We start from the raw sequence: 24136 nt of genomic DNA, 5'->3' as shown, positions 1-24136 counted from the left end.
TCGGTTCAGTAGCGAATATCGAGAGAATCATCCTCTGATTTCGACATGAATCGACCAACTGTCGTGTGAGAATGGCACGAACGCCGTCGATCACCGCGGACGGGTGGCAAGATTTATCACCACCACCCAATACCGTCTGTGTATGCCACGCGAACACAACACGACGTTAGGCATCACTCGCCGGCAGGCGCTGGCGAGTGGTATGGCGGTGTCATCCTCGCTCCTCCTCGCCGGTTGTACCGGCGGTAACGGTGGCGACGACGGCGGCAGCGGCGACGGCGGCAACGGCGACGACGGCGGCAGCGGCGGCGACGGCGGTAGCGACCTCCCGAACCAGGAGCTGTACTTCGCACAGGTCAAGGGCCCCCTCGACATGGACCCGGTCGTCATCAACGACGTCCCCTCCCTGCAGATCGCGAACCAGATGTTCGACGGGATCTACGAGTACGACGAGGGCGTCGGCATCGTGCCGAAGATCGCGTCGGAGGCGCCGACCGTCGAGCGTGAGGGTACCCGGTTCATCGTACCGGTCCGCGACGACGCGGAGTTCCACAACGGCGACCCCGTGACGGCCGAAGACGTCATGCACACCGTGGTGGCCCCCGCAGAAGAAGAAACCGAGAACGCCGCCGAGGTCAACATGGTCGAGTCCGCGGAGGTCATCGACGAGTCGGCCGTTCAGTTCGATCTGTCGTACCCGTACGGCGCGTTCGAGGTCGCGCTGGTTCGCAACGTCGTGAACCAGTCGGTGCGGACCGAGGACACGGAGGCGTACAACACGGATCCGGTCGGCTCCGGACCGTACCAGCTCGTCGAGTGGGAGCCGGAGAGCTACGCGACGCTCGAACGCTGGGACGACTACTGGGACGACTCGAACGGGCTACCGAACGTCGCGACCATCGAGTTCGACCCGATCGAAGAGCAGACGACCCGAGTGACCGAGCTCGAGACCGGCAACGTCGACATCATCGAGACGATCCCGCCGCAGCTGTACGAGACCGTCCAAAACAACCAGAGCGCCACGATCGACGAAGAACCCGGCGTCGGCTACTTCTACCTCGCGTTCAACTGCGGCGAGGGCCCGACGTCCGACCCCCTCGTGCGCGAGGCGGTCGACTACTGCTTCTCGATGGATCAGGCCATCGAGAACTTCGTCGCGCCGGCTGGCGTCCGGCAAGTGAGCCCGTACCCGGAGACGATGGCCGACGAGTGGGACTTCCCGCTCGACGAGTGGGGCGACATCTCTCACGACCGCGACCTCGACGAGGCGACGGCGCTGTTCGAGGAGGCGGGCGTGGACATGGACTACAACTGGCGCATCATCGTCCCGCCGGACGACATGCGCGAGCAGATCGGCGTCTCCATCGGTGACGGCCTGCAAAACGCCGGCTTCGAGAACGTCGAAGTCCAGCGACTCGACTGGGGGACGTTCACCGACGCGTACACCAGCGGGAGCGAAGAGGACTTCAACATGTACACGCTCGGCTGGTCCGGCTCGCCCGACCCCGACGCGTTCGCGTACCAGCTGTTGAGCCAGGAGACGGAGGGCGTCACCAACGGGACGTTCCACGACTACGACGAGGCCTCCGAGATGCTGACGCAGGCCCGCGAGAGCGCCGACCGCGAGGAGCGTCGGCAGCTCTACATCGACGCGACCACGGAACTGCTGGAGGGACGCGTCCACATCCCGGCGTACAACCTCAACAACTCCTACGGTATCCACGAGCGTGTCTCGGACTTCAGCGCGCACGCGATCTCGACCGAGGTGCAGATCTTCACCGGGCACAACAACGTCTCGGTGGAGTAATCCGGACCCGGCGGCGAACAGTACGACACTCACATCCGGCCGCGTGCCGGTTTTCCGCGTCGGTTACCAGCCGTTCCAGTCGGGCGAGAAGGGATCGTTCCACTCGGAGCGATGAGCGAACCACCGGCCTGCGCCGATGCAACCAACAACGATCAGATGTACAACAGTTCCGGTCGAAAACGGTCGAATTCGGTCAGAGACGGTCCGACGGCGATCAGTCAAGTATAACAACGCAGTCTAAAGTAGACAGTAACAACACGCCAAGAAATGGGGCTCCTACGGTACACACTCTGGCGGCTCGCACAGTCAATTCCCGTCCTGATCGGTATCATTACGATCACGTTTTTCCTCGCCAATCAGATCCCCGGGGATCCGGTCGAGATCATGCTGGGGCCGACCCCGGCACAGGAGCAGGTCGAGGCGATTCAGGCCCGGTACGGGCTCGATCGTCCCGCGCACGAACGCTTCCTGACGTACCTTTCGGGCGTCGCGTCGGGCGATCTGGGACACAGCATCTACTACGACCGACCGGTGTTAGAGATGATCCTGCTCCGGCTGCCGGTGACGCTGTACCTCACCGTGTCCGCGTTCCTGTTCGCGATCGTGACCGCGATCCCGCTGGGCGTCATCTCGGCGAAGCGGCGCAACAAGCCGGCCGACCACGTCTCGCGGATCGTCTCGCTCATCGGCGTGTCGACGCCGTCGTTCTGGATCGGCCTGATGCTCATCATCATCTTCGCGTTCTACCTCGGCTGGTTCCCGGCGCGGGGACTGCCGCTGCCGTGGGCCGACCCCGCCGACATCCGCGGGGCGGAGACGCAACTACAGGTGATCCGAACGTCGCTGCACCACCTGGCGATGCCGATGGTGGCGCTCGGGACGCTCCAGATGGCACAGATCACGCGCATAGAGCGGTCGTCGATGGTCGAGTCGCTGCAGGGCGAGTACGTCAAGCTCGCCCGCGCGTACGGCGTCTCGGAGTCGAAGATCGTTCGGAAGCACGCCTTCCAGGTCGCACAGCTGCCCGTGATAACGATCATCGGACTCGGGCTCTCGACGGCCCTCGGCGGCGCGGTGCTGACCGAGACCGTCTTCGAGATACAGGGCATGGGTCGGCTGATCATCACGGCGATCAACAACCAGGACTACGAGCTGATCATGGGGACGACGTTCATGTTCGGCGTCGCGTTCGTCGTCGGTGTCATCGTCACCGACGTCGCGTACGCCTACATCGACCCGCGCGTCGCCTACGGTGACGAATAATGGCAACGGAACCAGACCCACAGACGGATACCACGGCGGACGGTTCGGAGAGCGGCGCCGGCGAAGTCGAGGCCCGCGTCGGGCTTCGGTACACGCTGAAACAGGTCAAGCGCGACACGACGGCGCTGATGGGGATCTACACCGTCGGTTTCGTCACGCTCATCGCGGTGCTCGCGGCGATCGACTACTACATTTTCGACTACGCGGTCGCGGAGATGTTCTGGTACAGCCCGGTTCAGGACCCGGATGAGGTCCAGCGCCTCCTCCCGCCCGTCGGGATGGAAAACCAGTTCGGCGCGGGCGTCATCGAGCACCCGATGGGGACCGACCACCGCGGGCGCGACATCTTCGTGCGCCTGTTTTACGGCACGCGGATCGCGATCACGGTCGGGTTCATGGCGACGGGGATCGGCCTCGTCGGCGGGACGCTGATCGGGGCGGTCTCCGGCTACTACGGCGGCTGGATCGACGACGTGCTCCAGCGCATCACGGAGACCATCTACGCGATCCCGTTCCTCGTGTTGGTCATCGCGTTCATGACCGCGTTCGGTCGCGACCTCACCTTCGCGATGATCGGCGTGGGGATCACGTCGATCCCGGTGTTCAACCGGCTCATCCGCTCGCGGGTCGTCTCGATCCGCGAGGAGGACTACATCGAGGCCGCCCGCGCGGCCGGCGTCAAGGACCGAAACATCATCCTCCGGCACATCATTCCGAACAGTTTCGCCCCCGTGCTCGTGCAGGCGACGCTCCAGATCGGCGTGAGCATCCTCATCGTCGCCGGGCTCTCGTTCCTCGGGTTCGGCGCGCAGCCGCCGACGCCCTCGTGGGGACAGATGCTCTCGGCGTCCCGTAACTACATGCTCCCGGCGCCGACGTTCAGCCTCTGGCCCGGGATGGCCATCCTCGTCACCGTTATCGGATTCAACATCCTCGGCGACGGGCTACAGGACGCACTCGATCCGCGGATAAACAACTAACATGAGCGAACCACTACTCAGCGTCGAGAATCTGAAGACACAGTTTTTCACCGAGGACGGCACCGTGCGGGCCGTCGACGGCATCTCCTTCGACGTTTACGAAGGAGAGATCGTCGGGCTCGTCGGCGAGTCCGGAGCCGGGAAGTCCGTCGCCACGTCGAGTCTCCTCCGTCTCGTGGACAGCCCCGGCGAGATCGTCGGCGGCGAGATCACGTTCAAAGGCGAGACGATATTCGGCCTCGAAGAGGGCGCGGACGGCGAGCCGCGGCCCCGCGACGAGATGCTCTCCGAAGAGGAGATGCGCGAACAGATCCGCGGCCGCGAGATCGCCATCATCTTCCAGGACCCGATGGAGTCGCTGAACCCCGTTTTCACCGTGGGGGGACAGCTCCGGGAGTTCATCGAGATCAACCGGGACCTGTCGGCCGACGAGGCCAAAGAAGAGGCGATAGAGATGCTCCGAGAGGTCGGCATTCCGGCGCCGGAGTCGCGGTACGACGAGTACCCGCACCAGTTCTCCGGCGGGATGCGCCAACGCGTGCTCATCGCGATGGCGCTCGCCTGTCAGCCCGACCTCATCATCGCCGACGAGCCGACGACCGCACTCGACGTCACCGTCGAAGGCCAGATCCTCGAGATGGTGACGGACTTACAAGAGAAGTACGACACCTCGTTCATCTGGGTGACACACGACATGAGCGTCGTGGCGGAGATATGCGACCGCGTGAACGTCATGTACCTCGGCGAGATCATCGAACATTCCGAGGTCGACGACCTGTTTTACGACACGAAACACCCGTACACGCAGGCGCTTCTGGACTCGATGCCCAGACCGGACGAGACGGTCCACGAGCTCGATCCGATCAAGGGGGTGATGCCGGAAGCGATCAACCCGCCGTCGGGCTGTCGGTTCCACTCGCGGTGTCCGGACGCGCGCGAGGTGTGTCGAGAGGTGCACCCCGAGGCGCGGAACCTCGCGGCCGACGGAGAGCCCAAACACAGCGCGGCGTGCGTCAAGTACGACGCGTTCGAGGTCGGCTACGACGAGAGCCGACCGATTGAGACCGAGGCGACCGGCGGGTTCTCGGCCGGGTTAACCGAGACGGAGGCCGAAGAATGAGTGGCTTGACTGGCAGCGACGACGTGCCCGAGGGGGAACCCCTCCTCGAAGTCCGGAACCTGTGTAAGTACTTCGACAACGACGGCGGGCTGTTCGGCGGGATGACGCTCGACAGCGAGTTCCCCTTCGTCGAGCGGAACCCGTCGAACGTCCGCGCGGTCGAAGACGTGAGCTTCGACATCAAGAAGGGCGAGACGCTCGGGCTCGTCGGCGAGTCCGGCTGCGGGAAGTCGACGCTGGCCCGAACGGTGCTCCGACTCCTGAAGCCGACCTCCGGGAGCGTCTACTTCAAGGGAGAGGACCTCGCGACCATCTCCGGCGAGCCGCTTCGGCAGAAGCGACAGGACATGCAGATGATCTTCCAGGACCCGCAGTCCTCGCTGGACCCGCGGATGAAGGTCGGTCCCATCGTCGAGGAGCCGATGCAGGCCCACGGGATGCTCGACGACGAGGGCCGCGAGGCGCGCGCCAAGGAGCTGTTGGAGAAGGTCGGACTCGACCCGCAACACTACAACCGCTACCCGCACGCGTTCTCCGGCGGGCAGCGCCAGCGCGTGAACCTCGCGCGGGCGCTGTCGGTGAACCCCGACTTCATCGTCTGTGACGAGCCCGTCTCCGCGCTGGACGTGTCCATCCAGGCGCAGGTGCTCAACACGATGCAGGAGCTGCAAGACGAGTTCGACCTCACCTACCTCTTCATCGCGCACGACCTGAGCGTCATCCGGCACATCTCCGACCGCGTCGCCGTGATGTACCTCGGGCAGATGGTCGAGCTCGCGGACAAAGAGGAGCTGTTCGAGAACCCGCAGCACCCGTACACGCAGGCCTTGCTCGACGCGATTCCGGTCCCCGATCCCCGGAGCGACGGACGGACGGCGCTGTTGACCGGCGACGTGCCGTCGCCGATCGATCCGCCGTCCGGCTGCCGGTTCCGGACCCGCTGTCCGGTGTTGATCCAGCCCGAGGCGTTCGAGATGACGGACGCGGAGTGGTCGAACGTCCTCGCGTTCCAGCGGGCGGTGAAGCGACGGGCGTTCGAGACGACGGACCGCACCGAGATCCGTCGTCGCTACTTCGACGACGCGACGCCCGGCGGCGACGCCGGGACCCTCATCGACGAGGCGCTCGGCCACATCGCGGCCGAGGAGTGGGGCGACGCCGAGCGACTGCTCACGGAGTCGTTCGCCGACGCGAGCGTCTGTGCGACCGAGGAGCCGGCGTACGAGGTCGCCCCCGAGTACGGAGACGGGCGGCACTACACCGCGTGTCACCGCACCCGCGACGCGGCGATCGCGGCGGACGCCGCCGCGAAGCTCAACGCGGTCGAGACGCCCCACGCGGGCGGCGACGTCCGCGCCGACGACTGACCGGCGGAGACGCCGACCGGTCTCGGATCGGTTTTTGTTGAACGTCGATATCGGGAGCGTCCGCCCTACCGGATCTGAATCCGCATCGAGTCCTCGTGTGCCGGCCGAGGGTCGGTGACGGGGAGGAACACCGAGATCGTGTGCTCGCCTCGGTCGGCGGGAACGGAGCGATCGAGGCCGTCGGGGCCCTTTCGACGGAAGTGACCGTTCCACGTCACCGTGGCCGTCTTCGTCTCACCGGCGCGGAACGCGACGGCGGTCGGCTCGTCGCGGAGGTACCGCTGCTCGTCGGTGGCTTCGAGCACGTCGTCGACGCGCCAGCCCCAGCGCCGGCGAGTGGCGGTGACCACCTCAACGGGCAGCGGAAGCCGGTTGCGGATGCGAACCGTTATTTCGACCGGGTCGCCGGCGTCGTAGGTCGTCCGGTCGGTGTCGACCTCGATCGTCACCGCTCGGCGCGCCAGCCACTGGGGGACCACCCGCGAAACCGCATCGGTGAGGTAGTTTCTCGTCTCGTCGAATCCGGTCCGGTCCGTGTCGTCGCCGTAGCGTCGCTTGACCATCGTCGATCACCGGAGCCGGACGGAGTCGCCGTCTCGAACGGGGTCGTCACTCGTCGCGAACATCCACGAGCTCCATCAGGGGGTAGCCGTCGGCCATCGCCATCCGGGTGTCGATCCGGACGCCCTCGTACCGAACGCGCATCTCCACGTCCATCAGCGACCCGGTGAGCTCCGTGTATCCGTTCTCGTGGTCGATCGCGTCCATGACGCGGTCGTCGTGGATCTCGACGGTCACCGACTCGCAGAACGGCTGGTTCTCGATCGCCTCCGCCATCGCCGTCTCCAGGCTCCGGGCGCTCGACGGGCTCACCGGCGTCCCCGCGAACTGGTGATACAGCGAGCCGAACTTGATCCCGGCCTCGAAACACGCCTGCTGGGCGTCGGTTGCCATGGTCGTAGGGGGGCGGCGTCGGCCTAAGAAGGTTCGGAGGACGACCGGCGGGCGGGTGTGTCACCGACGACGGCCTCCATCGAACGGAAGGCGTTAGGTCCGGGGCGGTAAACGCCGGGTATGAACACGCTTCGCGTGACGGGCGGCCGGGTGCTCCACCCGGACGGCCGAGTGACGGCGGCCGACGTGACGATCGACAGCGACGCGGGGACGATCCTCGCGGTGGGCGACGAAACGGCGGGAGAGGATGAACCGGCGGAGGACGGCGACGAGTCGGCGAGCGCTGACGAGACCCTCGACGCCGAGGGGTCGCTCGTGATCCCCGGACTCGTCAACGCCCACACGCACGCCGCGATGACGCTGCTCCGCGGGTACGCCGACGACAAGCCGCTCGACGCGTGGCTGCAGGAGGACATCTGGCCGATCGAGGCGGCGCTCACTCCGGACGACATCGAGGCGGGCACGGCCCTCGGCGTCCTCGAAATGATCCGATCCGGGACCACCGCGTTCGCGGACATGTACTTCGCGATGGACCGCGTCGCCGACGTGGTCGACCGCGCGGGGGTGCGCGCGAGGCTGGGGCACGGCGTCGTGACGGTCGGGAAAGACGAGGCGGACGCCCGCGCGGACGTCAAGGAGAGCCTCGCGGTGGCCGCCGAGTTGGACGGCGCCGCGGACGGTCGGATCCGAACTGCGTTCATGCCGCACTCGCTGACGACGGTCGGGGAGACGTACCTCCGCGAGGGGATCGAAGCGGCGCGCGAGGCCGGAGTGCCGATCCACCTCCACGCGAACGAGACGGTCGACGAGGTCGACCCGATCGTCGACGAACGGGGGGTGCGGCCGATCGCCTACGCCGCCGAAATCGACTCGCTCGGCCCGGACGACTTCTTCGCGCACGGCGTCCACCTCGACGACTCGGAGATCGAGCGGCTCGCCGAGGCGGGGACCGCGATCGTTCACTGTCCGGCCTCGAACATGAAACTCGCCAGCGGGATGGCCCCGGTACAGCGGCTCCGCGAGGCGGGCGTCACCGTCGCGCTCGGCACCGACGGGGCGGCCTCGAACAACGATCTGGACGTGTTCGACGAGATGCGCGACGCCGCCATGCTGGGGAAACTCGCCGCGGACGACGCCGCCGCGGTGCCCGCCGACGCGGTCGTGGAGATGGCGACCGCGGCGGGCGCCGAGGCCCTCGGGCTGCCCGGCGGCCGGATCGAGCCGGGCGCGGCCGCCGACCTCGCGGTCGTCGACCTCGACGCGCCGCACCTCACGCCGGTCCACGACCCCGTCTCGCACCTCGCGTACGCGGCCCGCGGCAGCGACGTGCGCCACACGGTCTGTGACGGCGAAGTGCTCATGCGCGACCGCGAGGTGCTGACGCTCGACGCCGCCGCGGTCCAAGAACGCGCCGCCGACGCCGCCGCGGACCTCGTCGCGCGCGTCGACGACTAAGCGCGGAGGGCGAAATCGCGGGTATCGGGCGAGCGCGATTGAGAGCAGGGGTGAGTATCGCAGAGCGCCGACGACGTGGGTTATAGATAACCGAGAGCGGCGGCGATTGTTTATAAATAAATGCGGTGGCGCGCTCCGGTGAGCGCCGCAACGCGGCGCGAATCCGAGCGCGAGGGAGTCGCTGGCGCCGTCGGCGCCAGCGACGAGGCTGGGGAGGCGTGAGGCTGTCGTTGTGGGTCGGGTGGGGGCTTTGGAAACGTTCACCGCGGAGCCGTCAGTCACTTATAAATAACCGACAGCAACACCACGGTTTCGTTTATAAACGTTCGCGCCACCGGATCGAGTCACCCACTCTCGCTCTCACTCAACCACGCTCTCACTTGGCACGCTTCATCCGACCGCGCCCGAGCCGCGGGCCGGGGGTGTTCGACGGCGAATCTGCACCCGACCGACGGCGATCGCCGGGTCGATCGGCCGAAACAGCGAATCCGGAGATAGCGGCGCGTTAAGCCGGTTACAATCCGAGTAAATCCGGCTTAACCGAGTTCCCTTTTTATAGGGTATCCGCGTCACGACCCGAGTGGACATGAGAGAACGCACGATAAGCATCCTGCTGGTCGCGGTCGTCGCGCTCGGCGCGATGACCGGGGCCGTAGCCGCCGACGGCCACCTCGAGGTGGCCGTCGAGGACGCGGACGGAGAACCGACAGTCACCGTGACCGAGAACGGCACCGCGGTCGAGAACGCCACGGTCAACGTCACCGTCGCGGACGGACAGAACGCCACCTACGGTGGCGCCGGCGAGTACGAGACCGACGAGAACGGCACCGTCGCGCTCGCCGCCGCCGAAGAGGACGTCACGGTCAACGTGACCACCGAGTACGACAACCAGACGGCGACCACCTCCGCCGACCTCGAAGCCCCCGACGGCCTCGAGATCGACGTGTCGGACACCGACAGCGAGCCCGTCGTGACGGTGACCGACAACGGCACCGCGGTCGAGAACGCCTCGGTCAACGTCACGACCGCGGACGGACAGAACGTCACCTACACCGGCGAAGGCGACTACGTGACCGGCGAGGACGGGACGGTGACTCTCGCCGCCGCCGAAGAGGACGTCACGGTCAACGTGACCACCGAGTACGACAACGAGACGGCGACCACCACGGCCGACCTCGAAGCCCCCGACGGCCTCGACGTGGACGTGACGAACACCGACGGCGAACCGCTCGTCACCGTCACGAACGACGGCGACGCCGTCGAGAACGCCTCCGTCAACGTGACCACCGCAGACGGGCAGAACGTCACCTACGTCGGTGAGGGCGAGTACGAGACCGACGAGAACGGCACCGTCGAACTCGCCGCCGCCACGGAGAACGTCACGGTCGACGTGACCGCCGCGTACGACAACGAGACCGCCTCCGAGACCGTCGACCTGACCGTCGGCGGCGAGGAGTCGACCGAAGAGCAGCCGTTCGGCCAGCTCGTGCAGGACTTCATCGACGGGCTCGAAGACCGCGAGGGCGGCATCGGCGCCGCGGTCTCGGACTTCGTAACGGAGAACAACCCGGGTAACGCCCCCGACCACGCCGGGAACCCGGGCGGCCCTGACGACGCGAACGGCAACGCGAGCGAGGCCGGAGCCGAGGCCAACGGGAACGGGAACGGGAACGGAAACGGAAACGGCAACGGGAATGGAAACGCCCCCGATCACGCGGGACAGGGTAACGACGGCAGCGGCGAGCAGGGTCCCCCAGACCACGCGGGACAGGGTAACGACAGCGACACGACCGACACCGACGAAGACGACGGCGAGGTCGGAGCGGCCGAATCCGACGGCGATGACGACGGTAGCGACGAAGACGACGACGGAAACGCCGGCAACGGCAACGCTGGCAACGGCAACGGAAACGGCAACGGAAACGGAAACGGCAACGGCGGCGGCCCGCCGTAACTGACTGACGCGGGGTCGCCGACCCACAGACGCGAGACGACGCGACGAACGAGATCGAGGTCCCCTCTGACGCGGTACGGCCTATTTTCCGCGCGACCGCTGTCGGCAGGGTTTAGTGCGCCGTGAGCGAACTGAACGCCATGAGCGAAACCGCGTACTCGCCGGTGTCACAGCACCTCTCGGACCTCGAAACGGCCCAAGAGGAGGGGCGCCGGAAGATGGACTGGGCGCTCCAGCACATGCCGATTCTGAACGCGCTGCGCGAGGAGTTCGAAGCGGAACAGCCGCTCGACGGCGAGACGATCGCGATGGCGATGCACGTCGAAGCGAAGACGGCGAATCTCGTCGAGCTGCTCGCCGACGGCGGCGCCGAGGTCGCGATCACCGGGTGTAACCCCCTCTCGACGCACGACGACGTGTCGGCCGCGCTCGACACCCACGAGTCGATCACTTCCTACGCGGTCCGGGGCGTCGACGACGAGGAGTACTACGACGCGATGCACGCCTGTCTCGCCCACGAACCGACGATCACCGTCGACGACGGGATGGACATGGTGAAACTCGTCCACGAGGAGTACCCGGACCTGATCGACTCCATCGTGGGAGGCGCCGAGGAAACGACGACGGGGGTCCACCGCCTGCGCGCGATGGACGCCGACGGGGAGCTCCATTACCCCGTCTTCGCCGTGAACGACACGCCGATGAAACAGCTGTTCGACAACGTCCACGGCACGGGCGAGTCGTCGCTCGCGACCATCGCGATGACGACGAACCTCTCGTGGGCCGGCAAGAACGTCGTCGTCGGCGGGTACGGTCAGTGTGGCAAGGGCGTCGCGAAGAAGGCCTCGGGCCAGAACGCGAACGTCATCGTCTGCGAGGTCGACCCCCGGAAGGCCTTAGAGGCCCACATGGAAGGGTACGAGGTGCTCCCGATGGTCGAGGCCGCGAAGAAAGGCGACGTGTTCATCACGACGACGGGCAACCGCGACGTGATCACCCGCGAGCACTTCGAGGAGATGCAGGACGGCGTGCTCCTCGCGAACGCCGGCCACTTCGACGTCGAAGTGAACCTCGACGACCTCGACGACTTAGCCGTGGACCGCTTCGAGGCCCGCGACGGCGTCGAAGGATTCGAGATGGCTGACGGCCGCGTCCTGAACGTGCTCGCGGAGGGGCGGCTCGTCAACCTCGCCGCGCCCATCTCGCTCGGCCACCCGGTCGAAGTGATGGACCAGAGCTTCGGCGTACAGGCCGTCTGCGTCCGCGAGCTGGCCGAGAACGGCGAGAGCTACGAGCCCGGCGTCCACGACGTGCCCGACGACCTCGACCGCGAGGTCGCCGAGATCAAACTCGCCGCCGAGGGCGTCGAACACGACGATCTCAGCGACGAGCAGCGCGAGTACATGGGGAGCTGGGAGCACGGAACGTAAGCGGTCGGCGCCATTTATAAACGAATACTGCGGTGGCGGCGGCGGCGGCTTTGCCGCCGGCTGCAAGCGAGAGCAAAGCTCTCGCCCTGCGCGCCTCCGAGCGCCCCCCGGGCGCGAGGAGTAACGCGCGAGGGAGTCAGTCGCCCGGAGCAACGCGGAGGGCGACTGACGAGGTTGAGGAGGCGCGAGATTGGAGAGGCGCGAGATTGGAGAGGCGCGAGGTTGCGGTCCCGCGAGCCCTTTTTCAACGACACCGGCCTACATCTCTCAGTGACAGTCACGAGCGTCCACGACCCGAGCCACCGCGAGGCCCTCTGGGAGCTGGAGGACGCCTTCGAGCGCGGCGACCTGATAAGCGTCTTCGGCCGCTGTACGGTCGCGTATGAGGGTCGAGCCGCCTCCGATCTCGGGATCGGCGACCGGCTGCTCGTGTTGAAGCCCGACGGCGCCGCCCTCGTCCACACCGACGAGGGGCGCCAGCCCGTCAACTGGCAGCCGCCGGGCTCGGAACACCGCGCCGCGGTCCGCGAGGGACGGCTCCGGGTTCGCTCGACGCGAACGAACCCCGACGAGACCCTGACGGTCCGCTTCGAGCGGGTCCACCAGCTCTCCGCGATGGCCGTCACGGGCGGCCGCGACCTCACGCTTCACGGCAGCGAAGAGGACCTCCGAACCCGGATCCTCGAACGACCGGACCTGATCGAGCCGGGGTTCGAGCCGACGGCGACCGAGCGCCCCTCCAGCGCCGGTCCGATGGACATCTTCGGCGTCGACGCCGACGGCACCCCGGTCGTCGTCGAGTTGAAGCGCCGGCGGGTGGGACCGGACGCGGTCGGTCAGTTGGCCAGGTACGTCCGGGCGCTCCGCGAGGAGCTGGGGGCAACGGCGGAAGAACGCGGCGACGGCGGCGACGACGGTGGCAACGGTGACGACGGTGGCGACGGTGACGACGGTGACGACGGTGACGACGGCGACGACAGCGGTTCCGATGCCGCCCGTGACGACCCCTCTCCCGCCGTTCGCGGAATCCTCGTCGCCCCGTCGATCACGGGTCGGGCCGCCGAACGGCTCGCGGACCGGGGGTTCGATCACGTCGCGCTCGAACCGACGCCGGAGGACTGATCCCGGAGGAGTGCCGGAGGAGCGCGTGTTGCGAGCGCGTTCGCCGCGCACCGCGGTTCGCCGCCGAGATCCGATGACGCCGCGGTATCGAAGGCTTTATCGCCGCAGCGGGGGCTACATCGGACAAGTAGCCATGTCTGACAAACCCGCCTCTATGTATCGGACGATCGACAAGCCGTCGTACACCCGCCGCGAATACATCACGGGCATTCCCGGCTCCAAGATCGCCCAGCACAACATGGGCGATCTGTCCGCGGAGCCGGACGATTACCCCGTCCAGATCAGCCTCCGCGTCGAGGAGGAGCTTCAGATCCGGCACGGCTCGCTGGAGAGCTCGCGCCTCTCGGCGAACCGACACCTCATCAAGGAGCTCGGCGAGGGCAACTACAAGATGACCCTCCGCAAGTTCCCCCACCAGGTCATCCGGGAGAACAAACAGGCGACCGGCGCCGGCGCGGACCGTGTCTCCGACGGGATGCGGCAGGCGTTCGGGAAGCCGGTCGGCACCGCCGCCCGCCTGAACAAGGACGACGTCGTCTTCACCGCCTACTGCGACGTCGACCAGGCCGCCGCCGTGAAGGAGGCCTTCCGCCGCGCGTACAACAAGCTCTCGCCGCCGTGCCGGATCACGGTCGACCGCGGCGAGGAACTGCTCGTCTCGTAGACGACTCCCCCGCGACACGTTTTGAGGCGGGCCTCACCGCCGTCTGTCGACCTCGATCGCCGAGCGGCCGCACTCGATCGCCGAGCGGCCGCACTCGATCGCCGAGCGATCGCACCCGACCGCCGAGCGGCCGCGTTCGTACGGTGCGTCGCCGTCACACGGTGAGCCGAACTCCTGAAATACCTCCCTCGCGTACCGACGGGCAGTGTCACAGCAGTTGGCAGAGGTCGAGACGCTGTTTCTCCACGAGGCGCGGAGCGACTACACCGTCGTCGCGAACCGCGACGGCAACAGGGTGCTCCGCGGGCGGCTCGAACTCAAGGAGACGTCAGCCGGCCCCCGTCCGGGCAAGTTCCGCGTCATCCGCGAGGGCGAGGACCACCCGCGACAGCCCGACGAGTTCGTCGACCTCGCCCGTGCGGCCGACCGCATCCGCATCTCCGAGCAGACCTCACCGGAAGGCCGCGAGCGGCTGTCAGCGATGCTCGACGGCTACCAACTGGAGTCGCTCACCGTTCGGACCTGTCGGCGCTGCGCGAACGACGGGCGGTACGGGCCGATCACGGCCGAGACCGCGATCGAGCACAACGACGAGCTGATCTGCCGCGACTGCGCCCGCCGCGAGCTCGAACGGGAGCTGTCGTACAAGGGCGCGTTCACGGGCGCCGCCGAGGAGCGCCTCGAAGAGCTGCTGTACGAAGCCGGCGACCTCGACCGGATTGTCAATCTCCTCCAGGGCGGGCTCGATCCCGACCTGACGAAGTACGACGAGGTGTCGGCCAACGTCGACGACGTGAGTCCCGTACAGACTGCGGAGCTCGACCTCCACCCGGACCTGTCCGCGCACCTCCAGGGGCGCTTCGAGGAGCTACTCCCCGTCCAGAGCCTCTCGGTCCGGAACGGGCTCCTCGACGGGGACGACCAACTCGTCGTGAGCGCGACGGCGACTGGGAAGACCCTCGTCGGAGAGCTGTCGGGGGTCAACCGCGCACTCAACGGACAGGGGAAGCTGCTGTTTCTGGTCCCGCTCGTCGCGCTCGCCAACCAGAAACACGAGGACTTCGAGGACCGGTACGGCGACCTGCTCGACGTCTCGATCCGCGTCGGCTCCTCGCGGGTGAACGACGACGGCAACCGCTTCGATCCGCACGCGGACGTCATCGTCGGCACCTACGAGGGGATCGACCACGCGCTTCGGACCGGGAAGGACCTCGGCGACGTCGGCACGGTCGTCATCGACGAGGTCCACACCCTGAAGGAGGGCGAGCGCGGTCACCGGCTCGACGGGCTCATCTCACGGTTGAAGTACTACAGCGAGGATCGGATGAAGACGCACTCGGGATACGACGGCACGCAGTTCGTCTACCTCTCCGCGACGGTCGGAAATCCCGAGTGGCTCGCCGAGAAACTGCGGGCGACGCTGATCGAGTACGAGGAGCGGCCCGTCCCCATCGAGCGGCACGTCACCTTCGCGGACAGCCGGGAGAAGGCCGACATCGCCGACAAACTCGTGAAACGCGAGTTCGACACGAAATCCTCGAAGGGGTACCGGGGACAGACGATCATCTTCACGAACTCCCGGCGGCGCTGTCACGAGATCAGCCGGAAGCTCCGGTACGACTCCGCGCCGTACCACGCCGGGCTCGACTATAAGCGCCGCAAACAGGTGGAACGGCAGTTCGGGAACCAGGACCTCTCTGCGGTCGTCACCACCGCGGCGCTGGCGGCCGGCGTCGACTTCCCCGCCTCGCAGGTGATCTTCGACTCGCTGGCGATGGGTATCGAGTGGCTCTCCGTCCAGGAGTTCTCGCAGATGCTCGGGCGCGCCGGCCGGCCGGACTACCACGACCGCGGGCGCGTCTACCTCCTCGTCGAACCCGACGGGATCTATCACAACTCGATGGATCGCACGGAAGACGAGGTCGCGTTTACCCTGCTCAAAGGCGAGATGGAGGACGTGGCGACCCACTACGACGAGACGGCCGCCGTCGAGGAGACGTTAGCGAACATCGTCGTCGCGGGTAAACAAGCGAAGCGGCTCAACGACCGGATGATCGGCGAGGTGCCGACGAAACACGCGATCGGGAAGCTGTTGGAATGGGGGTTCATCGACGGCTTCTCGCCGACGCCGCTCGGTCGCGGGATCACGCGCCACTTTCTCGCGCCGGACGAGGCGTTCTTCATGCTCGATGCGATCCGCAAGGGGACCGACCCCTACGAGATCGTCGCCGATCTCGAACTCCGCGACGACGAGGAGTGATCGCGGCGCCGTGGTGAGCTGACCGGCGAAGCGCGCGCCGACCAAGGGGTCAATGCTTTTGCCGACGGGAGCGGAGGGTTGCGTATGCCTTCGACGGGGGCGTTGCCAACCGAAGCGCTGGTCACGGGAACGCTACCGACGGGAGCGCCGTTGACCGGCGCTTCGGCGTCGATCCCGCCGCTGACCGTCGATATTCTCCTGCTGTTCGCGATCGTCGCGGTGGCGCTTTTCCTCTTCGTCACCGAGCCGGTGCCGATCGACATCACCGCGATCGGCGTGATGGTCGCGCTGATCGCTCTGGAGCCCTGGACTCGCGTCGACGCGGCGACCGGGGTCGGGGGCTTTTCCAGTTCCGCGACGGTGACCGTCCTCGCGATGTTCGTGTTGAGCGAGGGGATCCGACAATCGGGGTTGATCAACATCATCGGCGGACAGATCGCCGATCGGTTCGGTGACAGTCCGTTCAAACAGCTGCTCGCCGTGCTCGGACTCTCGGGCGGGACGGCCGGGTTCATCAACAACACGCCGGTCGTCGCCATCATGATCCCGATGGTACTGGCGATCTCGAAACAGACGGGGGTGTCGCCGTCGAAGCTCCTGATGCCGGTGTCGTTCATGGCGATGCTCGGCGGGATGTTGACGCTCGTCGGCACGTCGACGAGCATCCTCGCGTCGGACGTGTCGGCGCGGCTCATCGGTCACCCGTTCTCGATGTTCGAGTTCACCCAGCTCGGGCTTGTCGTGTTGCTCACCGGCGGCGTCTACCTCGCGACCGTCGGGCCCTCCCTGCTCCCGGAGCGGATCCGGATCGACGAGGAGCTGATCGAGGAGTTCGAGATGACCGAGTACCTGACGGAGGTCGTCGTCCGCGGCGACTCGCCGTTCGTCGGACAGACCGTCTATCGGAGCCTCGAATCACTCGACGTCGACGCCGATATCGTTCAACTCGTCCGGAACGATCGGGCGTTCACGGAGCCGCTCGGGCCGAAAGAGATCCGCGAGGGCGACGTGTTGGTGTTGCGGACGGACCGCGAGAGCCTCATGACGCTCGTCGACGCCGAGGGACTCGACCTCGCGCCCGACGCCGAGGTGACCGACGAGCAGCTCGCGACCGAGACCGAGGCGATCGACGCGGAGACCGAACAGAGCCTCGTCGAAGTGGTCATCTCTCCGGAGGCGTCGCTCATCGGCGAGACGTTGGAGACGCTCAACTTCCGGAACCGGTACGACGCGACCGTCCTCGCGATCCGGCGGGGCGGGCGCGTCATTCACGCGCGGATGGACGAGCGGCACCTCCGTGCCGGAGACACGTTGCTCGTACAGGCGACCGAAGACACTATCCGGCGTCTCAGCAACGACCGGCACTTCATCGTCGGCGGTCGGTTGACGCGCCCCGACTTCCGGACGCGAAAGATCCCAATCGCACTCGGGATCGTCGCCGCCGTCGTCGGGTTGGCGGCGGCGGGGATCGCCCCGATCCTCGTGACCGCGCTCGGCGGTATCGTCGCCATGGTGGCGACCGGCTGCGTGAAGCCGAACGAGGTGTACTCCGCCGTCGACTGGGGCGTGATCGTCCTGCTGGCCGGGCTCATCCCCCTCGGCGTCTCGATGGAGCGGACGGGCGCCGCCGAGTGGCTCGCGAGCGTCGTCGTCGCGTCCGCCGGCGGTTTCGACGCCGTGATCGTGTTGGGGCTCTTCTACCTGTTCACCGCGCTCGTCACGAACGTCGTCAGCAACAACGCGAGCGTCGTGTTGATGATCCCCGTCGCCGTCGACACGGCCGAGGCGATCGGCGCGGATCCGTTCTCGTTCGTGCTCGCGGTAACGTTCGCGGCGTCGACGGCGATGCTCACCCCGATCGGGTACCAGACGAACCTGATGGTGTACGGCCCCGGCGGGTACAAGTTCACGGACTTCGTCCGGCTCGGCGGGCCGCTACAGCTACTCTTGACCGTCGTGACGACGCTGGAGATCGTGTTCTTTTGGGGTGTGTGACCGCACGGCCCGGCAGGGGCGGGTATAGCACAGTCGACCGTCCCGCCGAGTCACTCCGAACCGCCCCGTCGAACGAAACGCTTTACCGGTTCATCCGGGTACAGAGAGATGCGGGACCGTGGGTTAGTGGTATACTCCGGGCCTTGGGTGCCCGTGACCCCGGTTCGAATCCGGGCGGTCCCATTTCTGCTGCTGCGAGCAACGTCGCGAGCGGCACGAGCAACAACCGCGAGCGCCGCGTCCGCCGATCCCTCGCCGTCGCCCGATCGGGCGACGGCTTTCGAAATCCTTTTGTCTCGAATCGCCGTTGGTGGAGATGCGAGCCGCCTTAGCTCAGACTGGGAGAGCACTCGACTGAAGATCGAGCTGTCCCCCGTTCAAATCGGGGAGGCGGCATACTTTTCGACGCGATCTGCATCGCGAGCTTCGGCTGAAGATCGAGTTGTCCCCCGTCCCCGCGAGCAAAGCGAGCGGGGAACAGTGAGACGACCGGAGGGAGTCTCACGCGTTTCAAATCGGGGAGGCGGCATATTCTGAATCCCCGAGCGACAGCGAGCGGGTGAAGAAACGACACCAAGCCGATTTGAGCAGCGAGCGAACGTAGTGAGCGAGTGAGTTCAAATCGGGGAGACAGCACACACCCTTATAAATCGATCCGCATCCGTGAGGCTCGACTGACGGCTCCGGCGCTCACACCACGGTCTGAGTCGAGCAGTCGTACTCGATGACCGTCCGCCGGCTGGGCTCCGAGTCGAACTCGCCGTTGACGGGGCTGTCTTGGATCATCCGATAGACGGTGACCCGCTCGACGGTCGCGCCGGTGTGGTCGGCCGCCTGCCGGCACATCCAGTCGGCGTACCCCTGCGCGATGCTTCCCTGTTCGGCGTCGCGAACGGCCTGCAGGAACTTCCGATGGCGGAAGGTGTCGTACTCGTCGGAGGCGTCCGGCGGTCGGTCGAAGGTGACGGCGCCGCCGTCGCGCGCGTCGATGCTCGACCCGTTCGCGAGTTCCGCCTCCGGGATGTACCAGCTGTACGACGACGAGGGGTTCGGGGCGTACAGTCCCCAGCTCTGCTGGTCGAGGTGGTCGTGATCGATCTGGTCGGGGACGTCCGCCTCGGCGACGTCGGCGGCGCCGAACACCAGGATCCAGACGACCACCATGAAGCCGAACACCGTGAGCAGCGATCGCCCGTACGCGAACGCGTACGAGACGGCGTCGTCGTAGCCGCGGGCGCGCAGGGCCGCAGTGAGACGGTGCTCGACGGGCGGCCGGTCGAGCGGTCCGAGAGCCGTCGCGGAGGGGAGCCGATCGGTCCACCGAGCCGGGACGTATCTCGCGGCTGTGTCCCAGAAGACCGCGGGGAGGTACGGAATGATCGAGGCGGTGAGCACGAGCGGGAAGAGCCCGACGGTCATCGCGGTCGCCATGCCGAGGAATGCGCCGATGTACGCGAAGGCGGCGAGCATGCGGATTCGACCGACGGGAACGAGGAGAAACAGGACCGAACCGGACAGCAGCGTCACCCAGCCGTAGTTGAGCGCGGTGAGCAGCGTCGGGTAGTCGGCGATCACGTTCCCGAGGAAGATGGTCATCGTGTCGTTCGCCATCGCGATCTGCAGCGCCTCGCCGGCGTACCACGTGTCGCCGGCGTGTTTCTTGATCGCGTTGGCGCTGAACACGACGAGCGGCTGGACGAGCAACGCGACCGTCCCGAAGCTGACGACCGTCGCCCGCGCCGTGCCGCGACGGCGGGCGTCGATCGACCACCGCTCGCCGAGCGGCGCCACGAGCGCGACGAAAAACAGGACGAGGAACAGGCGGTCGCCCCCGTTGAGCACGGCGGGGTTGCGCGCGTGCAGCGAGACCATCAGCAGGAACGAGACCGCGCCGACCAGCCGAGTCCGGTACCCGACGAGGAAGGCGATCGCGAACAGGCCCGCACAGGCGAACAGCGCCTGTTGGAACCACAGATCGCCCGAGAGCGCGTGGATCGACAGCCCGTTGTACTGCGTGTAGGTGAGTTCGAACGCTCTGAGCGGGTACGCGCCGGCATCGGTGTAGAACAGTTCGATGTGGCCCGCGCGGTGGACGAGATCGAAAAGGAGGGTGAGCGCGAGCGCGATCCGCACGGCTGCGAGCGATCGGGTGTCGACCTCGAACCGGGCTCTGACCCGGTCGCGGACGGGTGCTGTGCGAGACCACAGCTGGGCGAGGATACCAGCGAAGCGATCGATCGGGGTAGGGGTGTCTCCGTGCTGCATGCGATTCGGTGGGCCGTTGCGGCCGGTTGAATCGAGCCACGAGCACTGGCCATGTATACTTGTTGGAGGCGACGGCGTTCGCTTTGCCCGCGCGGTCCGCGACTCAAAGCCGGAACGGAGGCGGAGCGTCAGTACAACGCGGTCGCCGCGAGGATCCCCGCGGTCTGACCGACACCGACGACGAACAGACCTGCGGCGACCGCAACCGGAGCCCCGTCGAGCGCGGCGACGACCGCGCCGACGACCGAGCAGGCGGCGGCGAAGTAGTACGCGCGCGGCGCGACCGCGTCGCGGACTCCGGTGTAGACGAACGCGGGCGCCGGGAGGAGGGCCCACCCGTACAGCGCGACTGCGAGGAAGACGTCCGCGGAGATTCCCGCGATACCACCGGGCGCGGCGAATCCGACGACGCCCGCGAGCGTGACGGGCGTCCCCGCGAGGATGACGAGTTTCCACGCGCGGAGCACGCCGGCGGTCATGTCGCGCCACGAGGCGGCGACGAACGCGACGAGGAGCAGACTCATGACCACGTGTGCGACGAACAGCGCGCGCGTCGAGACGACGTCGAGGACCGCCCCGCCGGCGACGATCCACGCGGCCGGGACGAGCAGGGCCGGGCCGTTCTCACGGAGAGTTCGGAACACGACGACCGGTTCGCGACGCCGAACAATAAGGATCGGTGGGGACGGCTCGCCCGCCGGACCGATCGATCCGTCCGGCGGGTGTTGCGCGTGGAACCGACGGATCGGTCGTTCTGTGTCCGGAGAATCTTCCGTACGGTCACCGATCGTCTCGATATCGTCCATTACCCAAAACAAATGTCCGCCTACACGCGTGGTAACTTTACACTCGCAATCCTTATCCCGGAACGGGCCATGTGTTCAGATGCAATGGCGACCGGAAAGGTTGATTTCTTCAACGACACTGGCGGCTACGGATTTATTGAGACTGACGACGCTGACGACGACGTGTTCTTCCACATGGAAGACGTCGAAGGGCCGGACCTCGAAGAGGGCCAGGAGCTCGAGTTCGACATCGAGTCCTCGCCCAAGGGCCCGCGCGCGTCCAACGTCGTTCGGCAGTAAGCCGATCCGATAGGTGGGTCGGTCCGGCTGACGCCGAACACGGCTCTGACACGAGACAACGAGACTTTTGCCCGCACCCCGGATTCACGTCCGCTGCGGGTCGTTATCGAAACACAGAGCGCCGCCGGCGTCCCATCGGACGACGGTCGGCGACCAGCGGCGGCCACGCGTTAGCTACGCGTGAGCCGCGGGACCACTCGCAAGACGCAGCGGAGCCGGCCGCTCAGACGTGTTGGCCGAAGAGCCCGCGGCCCTTCGTCACCTCGACGTCGCCTTCGACGCGGGTCTGACACGCGAGGCGAACGTCGTGGCTCGGGTGGTGCGGCGGGAACCAGAGGCGGGCTTTCTCCTTCAATTCGGGCTCGCTGACTTCGCCGTCGACTTTGACGGCGCAGGTCCCGCACGAGCCCATCCCCCGGCAGTTGAACTGCGCGGACCGCCCGTTGTACACCGACAGCCCGGCCTCGTTCAGCACGTCGCGGAGCACGGCGCCCTTCTCACACTCGATCTCCTCGCCTTGGTAGGATACGGTCGGCATAGACGATCGGGTGGTACGCGACCGAACCACAAAGAGACTGGGTCGTCGACAGGTCGGCGCGCGCGTCGTCGAGGCCTACGGAGCAACAGACCGCGTGGCCCCGAGACAGGTTTCGGATCGATGCCGGGAAGGGCGGTCCACTCCGTGTGCCGGACGTCGGACGCTGGACGGGGCGTTTTTTACCCTCGGCGCCGCAGGAGAAGCATAATGGGACTCAGGTGTCTGCTCGGGCACGACTTCGGCGAACCCGAACTACGGCGCGAGCGCGAGGAGGACGGGAACGAGGTCGTCACGACCGTCAGTGAGGTGAAGACCTGCGCTCGGTGCGGCGAGACGCAGGTCGTCAGCGAGAACACCGAGGTGACGACGATGGAACAGCTGACCGACGAAGCGACGACCGCGAGGACCGGATCGACGGGAGCGAGTGATGCTCCCGCCGATGCGACAGCGGGCGCGGCGGGTTCGAGCGCGGCGGTCGAGCCCGCGGAGACCGACGGTCTGACCGCCGATTCGTCGTCGCAGGACGAAACGAGCGACGCCGCGGTGGGAACGGCGGCGGCCGAGACAGACGGTGACGACGCCGTCATCATCGGCGATGCGCCCGAGGCCGCCGAGGACGACGCGAGAGACACCGCCGCTGACGAAGGCGCCGAGGCGAGCGGAGAGAGCGACGACCGGAGCGACGCGGGCGACGAGCAGCCCGACCCGACCGCGACGCCCGAAGACGAGGGGGCGGAGCTGCTCGAAGCGGGACCGTCGGACGCCGAGGGCGACGACGGCGGGCTGGGTGGCGGAGAGGCGTACACGGAGTACCCGGAGGCCGAAACGACGGAGGCTCCGACAGGCGACGAGGAACGCGCCGAGACCGACGACGGTATCATCCTTGACGAGACGGCCGAGGCGGGGGACGACCGAGAGCGGGGAGCGTGGCCCGCGGTCGACGAGGACGAAACCCCGGGTGCCGAGCCGACGCCGTGGCCGGAGCAGGAGGGCGCCGACGAGGGATTCAGCGCCGAGGTCGGCAACGGCGACGGGAGCGGCGGCGTCGAGTTCGGCGGCGGGCTCACGCCGGAGGCCGCGAACCCCGAAGAGCTCGGCGACGACGCCGAATACGTGGAAGCGCCGGACCGCGATCCGGTCGGCGCCACCGGAGCCGACGGGTCGGACGACGGCTGGGCGGCCGGTGACGCGGGCGAGACAGCCGCCGACGAGGGTATCGGAATCACCCGCGGCGAGAGTCCCGATTTGGAGCCGTCGACGTCGGACGTGACGATGGAGTACTACTGTCCGGAGTGTGAGATGACCCGCGACGCCGACGGCAACTCCATGCGCGCGGGCGACATCTGTCCGGAGTGCAAACGCGGCTACGTCACGGAACGGCCGATCTGAACGCCGCCGAACGCGCACCGAAGCGACGCGAGCACCGCGGAGACGCCGTGACGAAACTGGTTTACGCACCCCTGTCGAACGGTGGCGACATGAAGGAGTACAAGATGCGACGCGGCGAGCATCTGGACGACCGCATGCCCGACCTGAAAGGATCCATCGAGGAGTACTTCGGTGAGATCACGGGCACTGAAGAATGGAAGGGCCACGAGCTGTACGTGGTCGGCGAGCCCGACAACCCGGTGTTCGATCGGATCGTCGCCGGCGCCGCAACGTACGGGAGCAAAAAAGACAAACTCGCCGTGCATTTCGAGGAGCGCCCGGCCGAGGACGTCATCGCCGAGGGGAACGCCGACGCCGCCGCCGACGCGGTCGACGCGAAGAACGAATTCTTACTGGAGGCGACCGGCCGCGATGCGAAATCGCGCCGCGACTCGCTGAAGCGCGAAGTCGAAGACGACGCCCCCGACTACTGAGCGGACCCGTTTTTA

The 24136-nt window shown here is 67.0% G+C and carries 20 protein-coding genes and 2 tRNA genes; 17 read left to right on the top strand and 5 right to left on the bottom strand.

What is annotated here, in order from left to right; genetic code table 11:
* The first annotated feature begins 142 nt into the window (after positions 1 to 142).
* From C461_RS13275 to C461_RS13255, 5 genes are all read left to right on the top strand, one after another.
* On the top strand, positions 143 to 1807 hold the full coding sequence (locus tag C461_RS13275) for an ABC transporter substrate-binding protein (protein ID WP_049906671.1): 1665 nt from the start codon (positions 143 to 145) through the stop codon (positions 1805 to 1807).
* Positions 1808 to 2074: 267 nt separating this feature from the next.
* The gene (locus tag C461_RS13270; protein ID WP_008002054.1) at positions 2075 to 3070 is read left to right on the top strand and encodes an ABC transporter permease; all 996 of its coding nucleotides are present in this window, start codon (positions 2075 to 2077) and stop codon (positions 3068 to 3070) included.
* Entirely contained in the window at positions 3070 to 4050 is a 981-nt protein-coding gene (locus tag C461_RS13265) for an ABC transporter permease (RefSeq protein ID WP_008002051.1), read from the top strand. The genes C461_RS13270 and C461_RS13265 overlap by 1 nt, the downstream gene beginning before the upstream one ends.
* A 1-nt stretch (position 4051) precedes the next feature.
* Positions 4052 to 5170, top strand: coding sequence for an ABC transporter ATP-binding protein (locus tag C461_RS13260; protein ID WP_008002049.1), 1119 nt, complete (start codon positions 4052 to 4054; stop codon positions 5168 to 5170).
* On the top strand, positions 5167 to 6537 hold the full coding sequence (locus tag C461_RS13255; RefSeq protein WP_008002047.1) for an ABC transporter ATP-binding protein: 1371 nt from the start codon (positions 5167 to 5169) through the stop codon (positions 6535 to 6537). The genes C461_RS13260 and C461_RS13255 overlap by 4 nt, the downstream gene beginning before the upstream one ends.
* A gap of 65 nt (positions 6538 to 6602) precedes the next feature.
* Here the strand turns inward: C461_RS13255 and C461_RS13250 are convergent, their stop codons facing one another.
* Complete coding sequence (locus tag C461_RS13250; RefSeq protein ID WP_008002046.1) at positions 6603 to 7100, bottom strand: hypothetical protein; 498 nt, start codon at positions 7098 to 7100, stop codon at positions 6603 to 6605.
* 46 nt (positions 7101 to 7146) lie between these two features.
* Complete coding sequence (locus C461_RS13245; protein WP_008002044.1) at positions 7147 to 7491, bottom strand: dihydroneopterin aldolase family protein; 345 nt, start codon at positions 7489 to 7491, stop codon at positions 7147 to 7149.
* Positions 7492 to 7611: 120 nt separating this feature from the next.
* Between C461_RS13245 and C461_RS13240 the strand changes: the two genes are divergently transcribed.
* The 9 genes from C461_RS13240 to C461_RS13200 all read left to right on the top strand — a co-directional run bounded on the left by C461_RS13240 (position 7612) and on the right by C461_RS13200 (position 18767).
* Positions 7612 to 8946 (top strand): amidohydrolase, encoded by a 1335-nt coding sequence (locus C461_RS13240; RefSeq protein WP_008002043.1) that lies wholly within the window; start codon positions 7612 to 7614, stop codon positions 8944 to 8946.
* 586 nt (positions 8947 to 9532) lie between these two features.
* On the top strand, positions 9533 to 10900 hold the full coding sequence (locus C461_RS13235; RefSeq protein ID WP_008002040.1) for a hypothetical protein: 1368 nt from the start codon (positions 9533 to 9535) through the stop codon (positions 10898 to 10900).
* A 140-nt stretch (positions 10901 to 11040) separates the two neighbouring features.
* Positions 11041 to 12330 carry an adenosylhomocysteinase gene (locus tag C461_RS13230; RefSeq protein WP_008002039.1) on the top strand — a complete coding sequence of 430 codons (1290 nt, stop codon included), beginning with the start codon at positions 11041 to 11043 and terminating at the stop codon, positions 12328 to 12330.
* Positions 12331 to 12600: 270 nt separating this feature from the next.
* A complete protein-coding gene (gene nucS, locus C461_RS13225) occupies positions 12601 to 13452 on the top strand; it encodes an endonuclease NucS (protein WP_008002038.1) in 852 nt (283 codons plus the stop codon).
* A 133-nt stretch (positions 13453 to 13585) separates the two neighbouring features.
* Complete coding sequence (locus C461_RS13220) at positions 13586 to 14116, top strand: 50S ribosomal protein L16 (RefSeq protein ID WP_008002037.1); 531 nt, start codon at positions 13586 to 13588, stop codon at positions 14114 to 14116.
* 205 nt (positions 14117 to 14321) lie between these two features.
* A complete protein-coding gene (locus C461_RS13215) occupies positions 14322 to 16376 on the top strand; it encodes a DEAD/DEAH box helicase (protein WP_008002036.1) in 2055 nt (684 codons plus the stop codon).
* 171 nt (positions 16377 to 16547) lie between these two features.
* A complete protein-coding gene (locus C461_RS13210) occupies positions 16548 to 18371 on the top strand; it encodes an SLC13 family permease (RefSeq protein ID WP_193365814.1) in 1824 nt (607 codons plus the stop codon).
* 112 nt (positions 18372 to 18483) lie between these two features.
* A tRNA-Pro gene (locus C461_RS13205) sits at positions 18484 to 18554 on the top strand.
* 139 nt (positions 18555 to 18693) lie between these two features.
* Positions 18694 to 18767, top strand: a tRNA-Phe gene (locus tag C461_RS13200).
* A gap of 294 nt (positions 18768 to 19061) precedes the next feature.
* On the opposite strand, the gene C461_RS13195 is transcribed toward C461_RS13200, so the two are convergent.
* Both C461_RS13195 and C461_RS13190 read right to left on the bottom strand, forming a co-directional pair.
* A complete protein-coding gene (locus C461_RS13195; RefSeq protein ID WP_008002034.1) occupies positions 19062 to 20636 on the bottom strand; it encodes an HTTM domain-containing protein in 1575 nt (524 codons plus the stop codon).
* A 128-nt stretch (positions 20637 to 20764) separates the two neighbouring features.
* Positions 20765 to 21280 (bottom strand): hypothetical protein, encoded by a 516-nt coding sequence (locus tag C461_RS13190; RefSeq protein WP_152418404.1) that lies wholly within the window; start codon positions 21278 to 21280, stop codon positions 20765 to 20767.
* A gap of 246 nt (positions 21281 to 21526) precedes the next feature.
* On the opposite strand from C461_RS13190, the gene C461_RS13185 reads away from it, so the two are divergent.
* A complete protein-coding gene (locus C461_RS13185; RefSeq protein ID WP_004048101.1) occupies positions 21527 to 21721 on the top strand; it encodes a cold-shock protein in 195 nt (64 codons plus the stop codon).
* 223 nt (positions 21722 to 21944) lie between these two features.
* On the opposite strand, the gene C461_RS13180 is transcribed toward C461_RS13185, so the two are convergent.
* Positions 21945 to 22259 (bottom strand): 2Fe-2S iron-sulfur cluster-binding protein, encoded by a 315-nt coding sequence (locus tag C461_RS13180; protein ID WP_008002028.1) that lies wholly within the window; start codon positions 22257 to 22259, stop codon positions 21945 to 21947.
* Positions 22260 to 22466: 207 nt separating this feature from the next.
* On the opposite strand from C461_RS13180, the gene C461_RS13175 reads away from it, so the two are divergent.
* Positions 22467 to 23648 (top strand): DUF7093 family protein, encoded by a 1182-nt coding sequence (locus tag C461_RS13175; RefSeq protein ID WP_008002027.1) that lies wholly within the window; start codon positions 22467 to 22469, stop codon positions 23646 to 23648.
* Positions 23649 to 23737: 89 nt separating this feature from the next.
* Positions 23738 to 24121 carry a DUF5611 family protein gene (locus C461_RS13170; RefSeq protein WP_008002026.1) on the top strand — a complete coding sequence of 128 codons (384 nt, stop codon included), beginning with the start codon at positions 23738 to 23740 and terminating at the stop codon, positions 24119 to 24121.
* The last annotated feature ends 15 nt before the right edge of the window (positions 24122 to 24136 follow it).

Origin of the sequence: Halorubrum aidingense JCM 13560 (assembly GCF_000336995.1) — an archaeon.
GTDB classification, from domain to species: Archaea; Halobacteriota; Halobacteria; order Halobacteriales; family Haloferacaceae; genus Halorubrum; species Halorubrum aidingense.
Note: the sequence above shows the minus strand (reverse complement) of the source record. Positions and strands in the feature narration are given on the sequence as shown.

Excerpts from the sequence above, each read along its gene's own strand:
- C461_RS13220 (WP_008002037.1), top strand. The coding sequence starts at position 13,586 with ATGTCTGACAAACCCGCCTCTATGTATCGGACGATCGACAAGCCGTCG.
- C461_RS13175 (WP_008002027.1), top strand. The coding sequence starts at position 22,467 with ATGGGACTCAGGTGTCTGCTCGGGCACGACTTCGGCGAACCCGAACTA.
- C461_RS13260 (WP_008002049.1), top strand. The coding sequence starts at position 4,052 with ATGAGCGAACCACTACTCAGCGTCGAGAATCTGAAGACACAGTTTTTC.
- C461_RS13230 (WP_008002039.1), top strand. The coding sequence starts at position 11,041 with ATGAGCGAAACCGCGTACTCGCCGGTGTCACAGCACCTCTCGGACCTC.
- C461_RS13170 (WP_008002026.1), top strand. The coding sequence starts at position 23,738 with ATGAAGGAGTACAAGATGCGACGCGGCGAGCATCTGGACGACCGCATG.
- C461_RS13240 (WP_008002043.1), top strand. The coding sequence starts at position 7,612 with ATGAACACGCTTCGCGTGACGGGCGGCCGGGTGCTCCACCCGGACGGC.
- C461_RS13245 (WP_008002044.1), bottom strand. The coding sequence starts at position 7,491 with ATGGCAACCGACGCCCAGCAGGCGTGTTTCGAGGCCGGGATCAAGTTC.
- C461_RS13180 (WP_008002028.1), bottom strand. The coding sequence starts at position 22,259 with ATGCCGACCGTATCCTACCAAGGCGAGGAGATCGAGTGTGAGAAGGGC.
- C461_RS13250 (WP_008002046.1), bottom strand. The coding sequence starts at position 7,100 with ATGGTCAAGCGACGCTACGGCGACGACACGGACCGGACCGGATTCGAC.
- C461_RS13275 (WP_049906671.1), top strand. The coding sequence starts at position 143 with ATGCCACGCGAACACAACACGACGTTAGGCATCACTCGCCGGCAGGCG.
- C461_RS13235 (WP_008002040.1), top strand. The coding sequence starts at position 9,533 with ATGAGAGAACGCACGATAAGCATCCTGCTGGTCGCGGTCGTCGCGCTC.
- C461_RS13270 (WP_008002054.1), top strand. The coding sequence starts at position 2,075 with ATGGGGCTCCTACGGTACACACTCTGGCGGCTCGCACAGTCAATTCCC.
- C461_RS13255 (WP_008002047.1), top strand. The coding sequence starts at position 5,167 with ATGAGTGGCTTGACTGGCAGCGACGACGTGCCCGAGGGGGAACCCCTC.
- C461_RS13185 (WP_004048101.1), top strand. The coding sequence starts at position 21,527 with ATGGCGACCGGAAAGGTTGATTTCTTCAACGACACTGGCGGCTACGGA.
- C461_RS13195 (WP_008002034.1), bottom strand. The coding sequence starts at position 20,636 with ATGCAGCACGGAGACACCCCTACCCCGATCGATCGCTTCGCTGGTATC.
- C461_RS13265 (WP_008002051.1), top strand. The coding sequence starts at position 3,070 with ATGGCAACGGAACCAGACCCACAGACGGATACCACGGCGGACGGTTCG.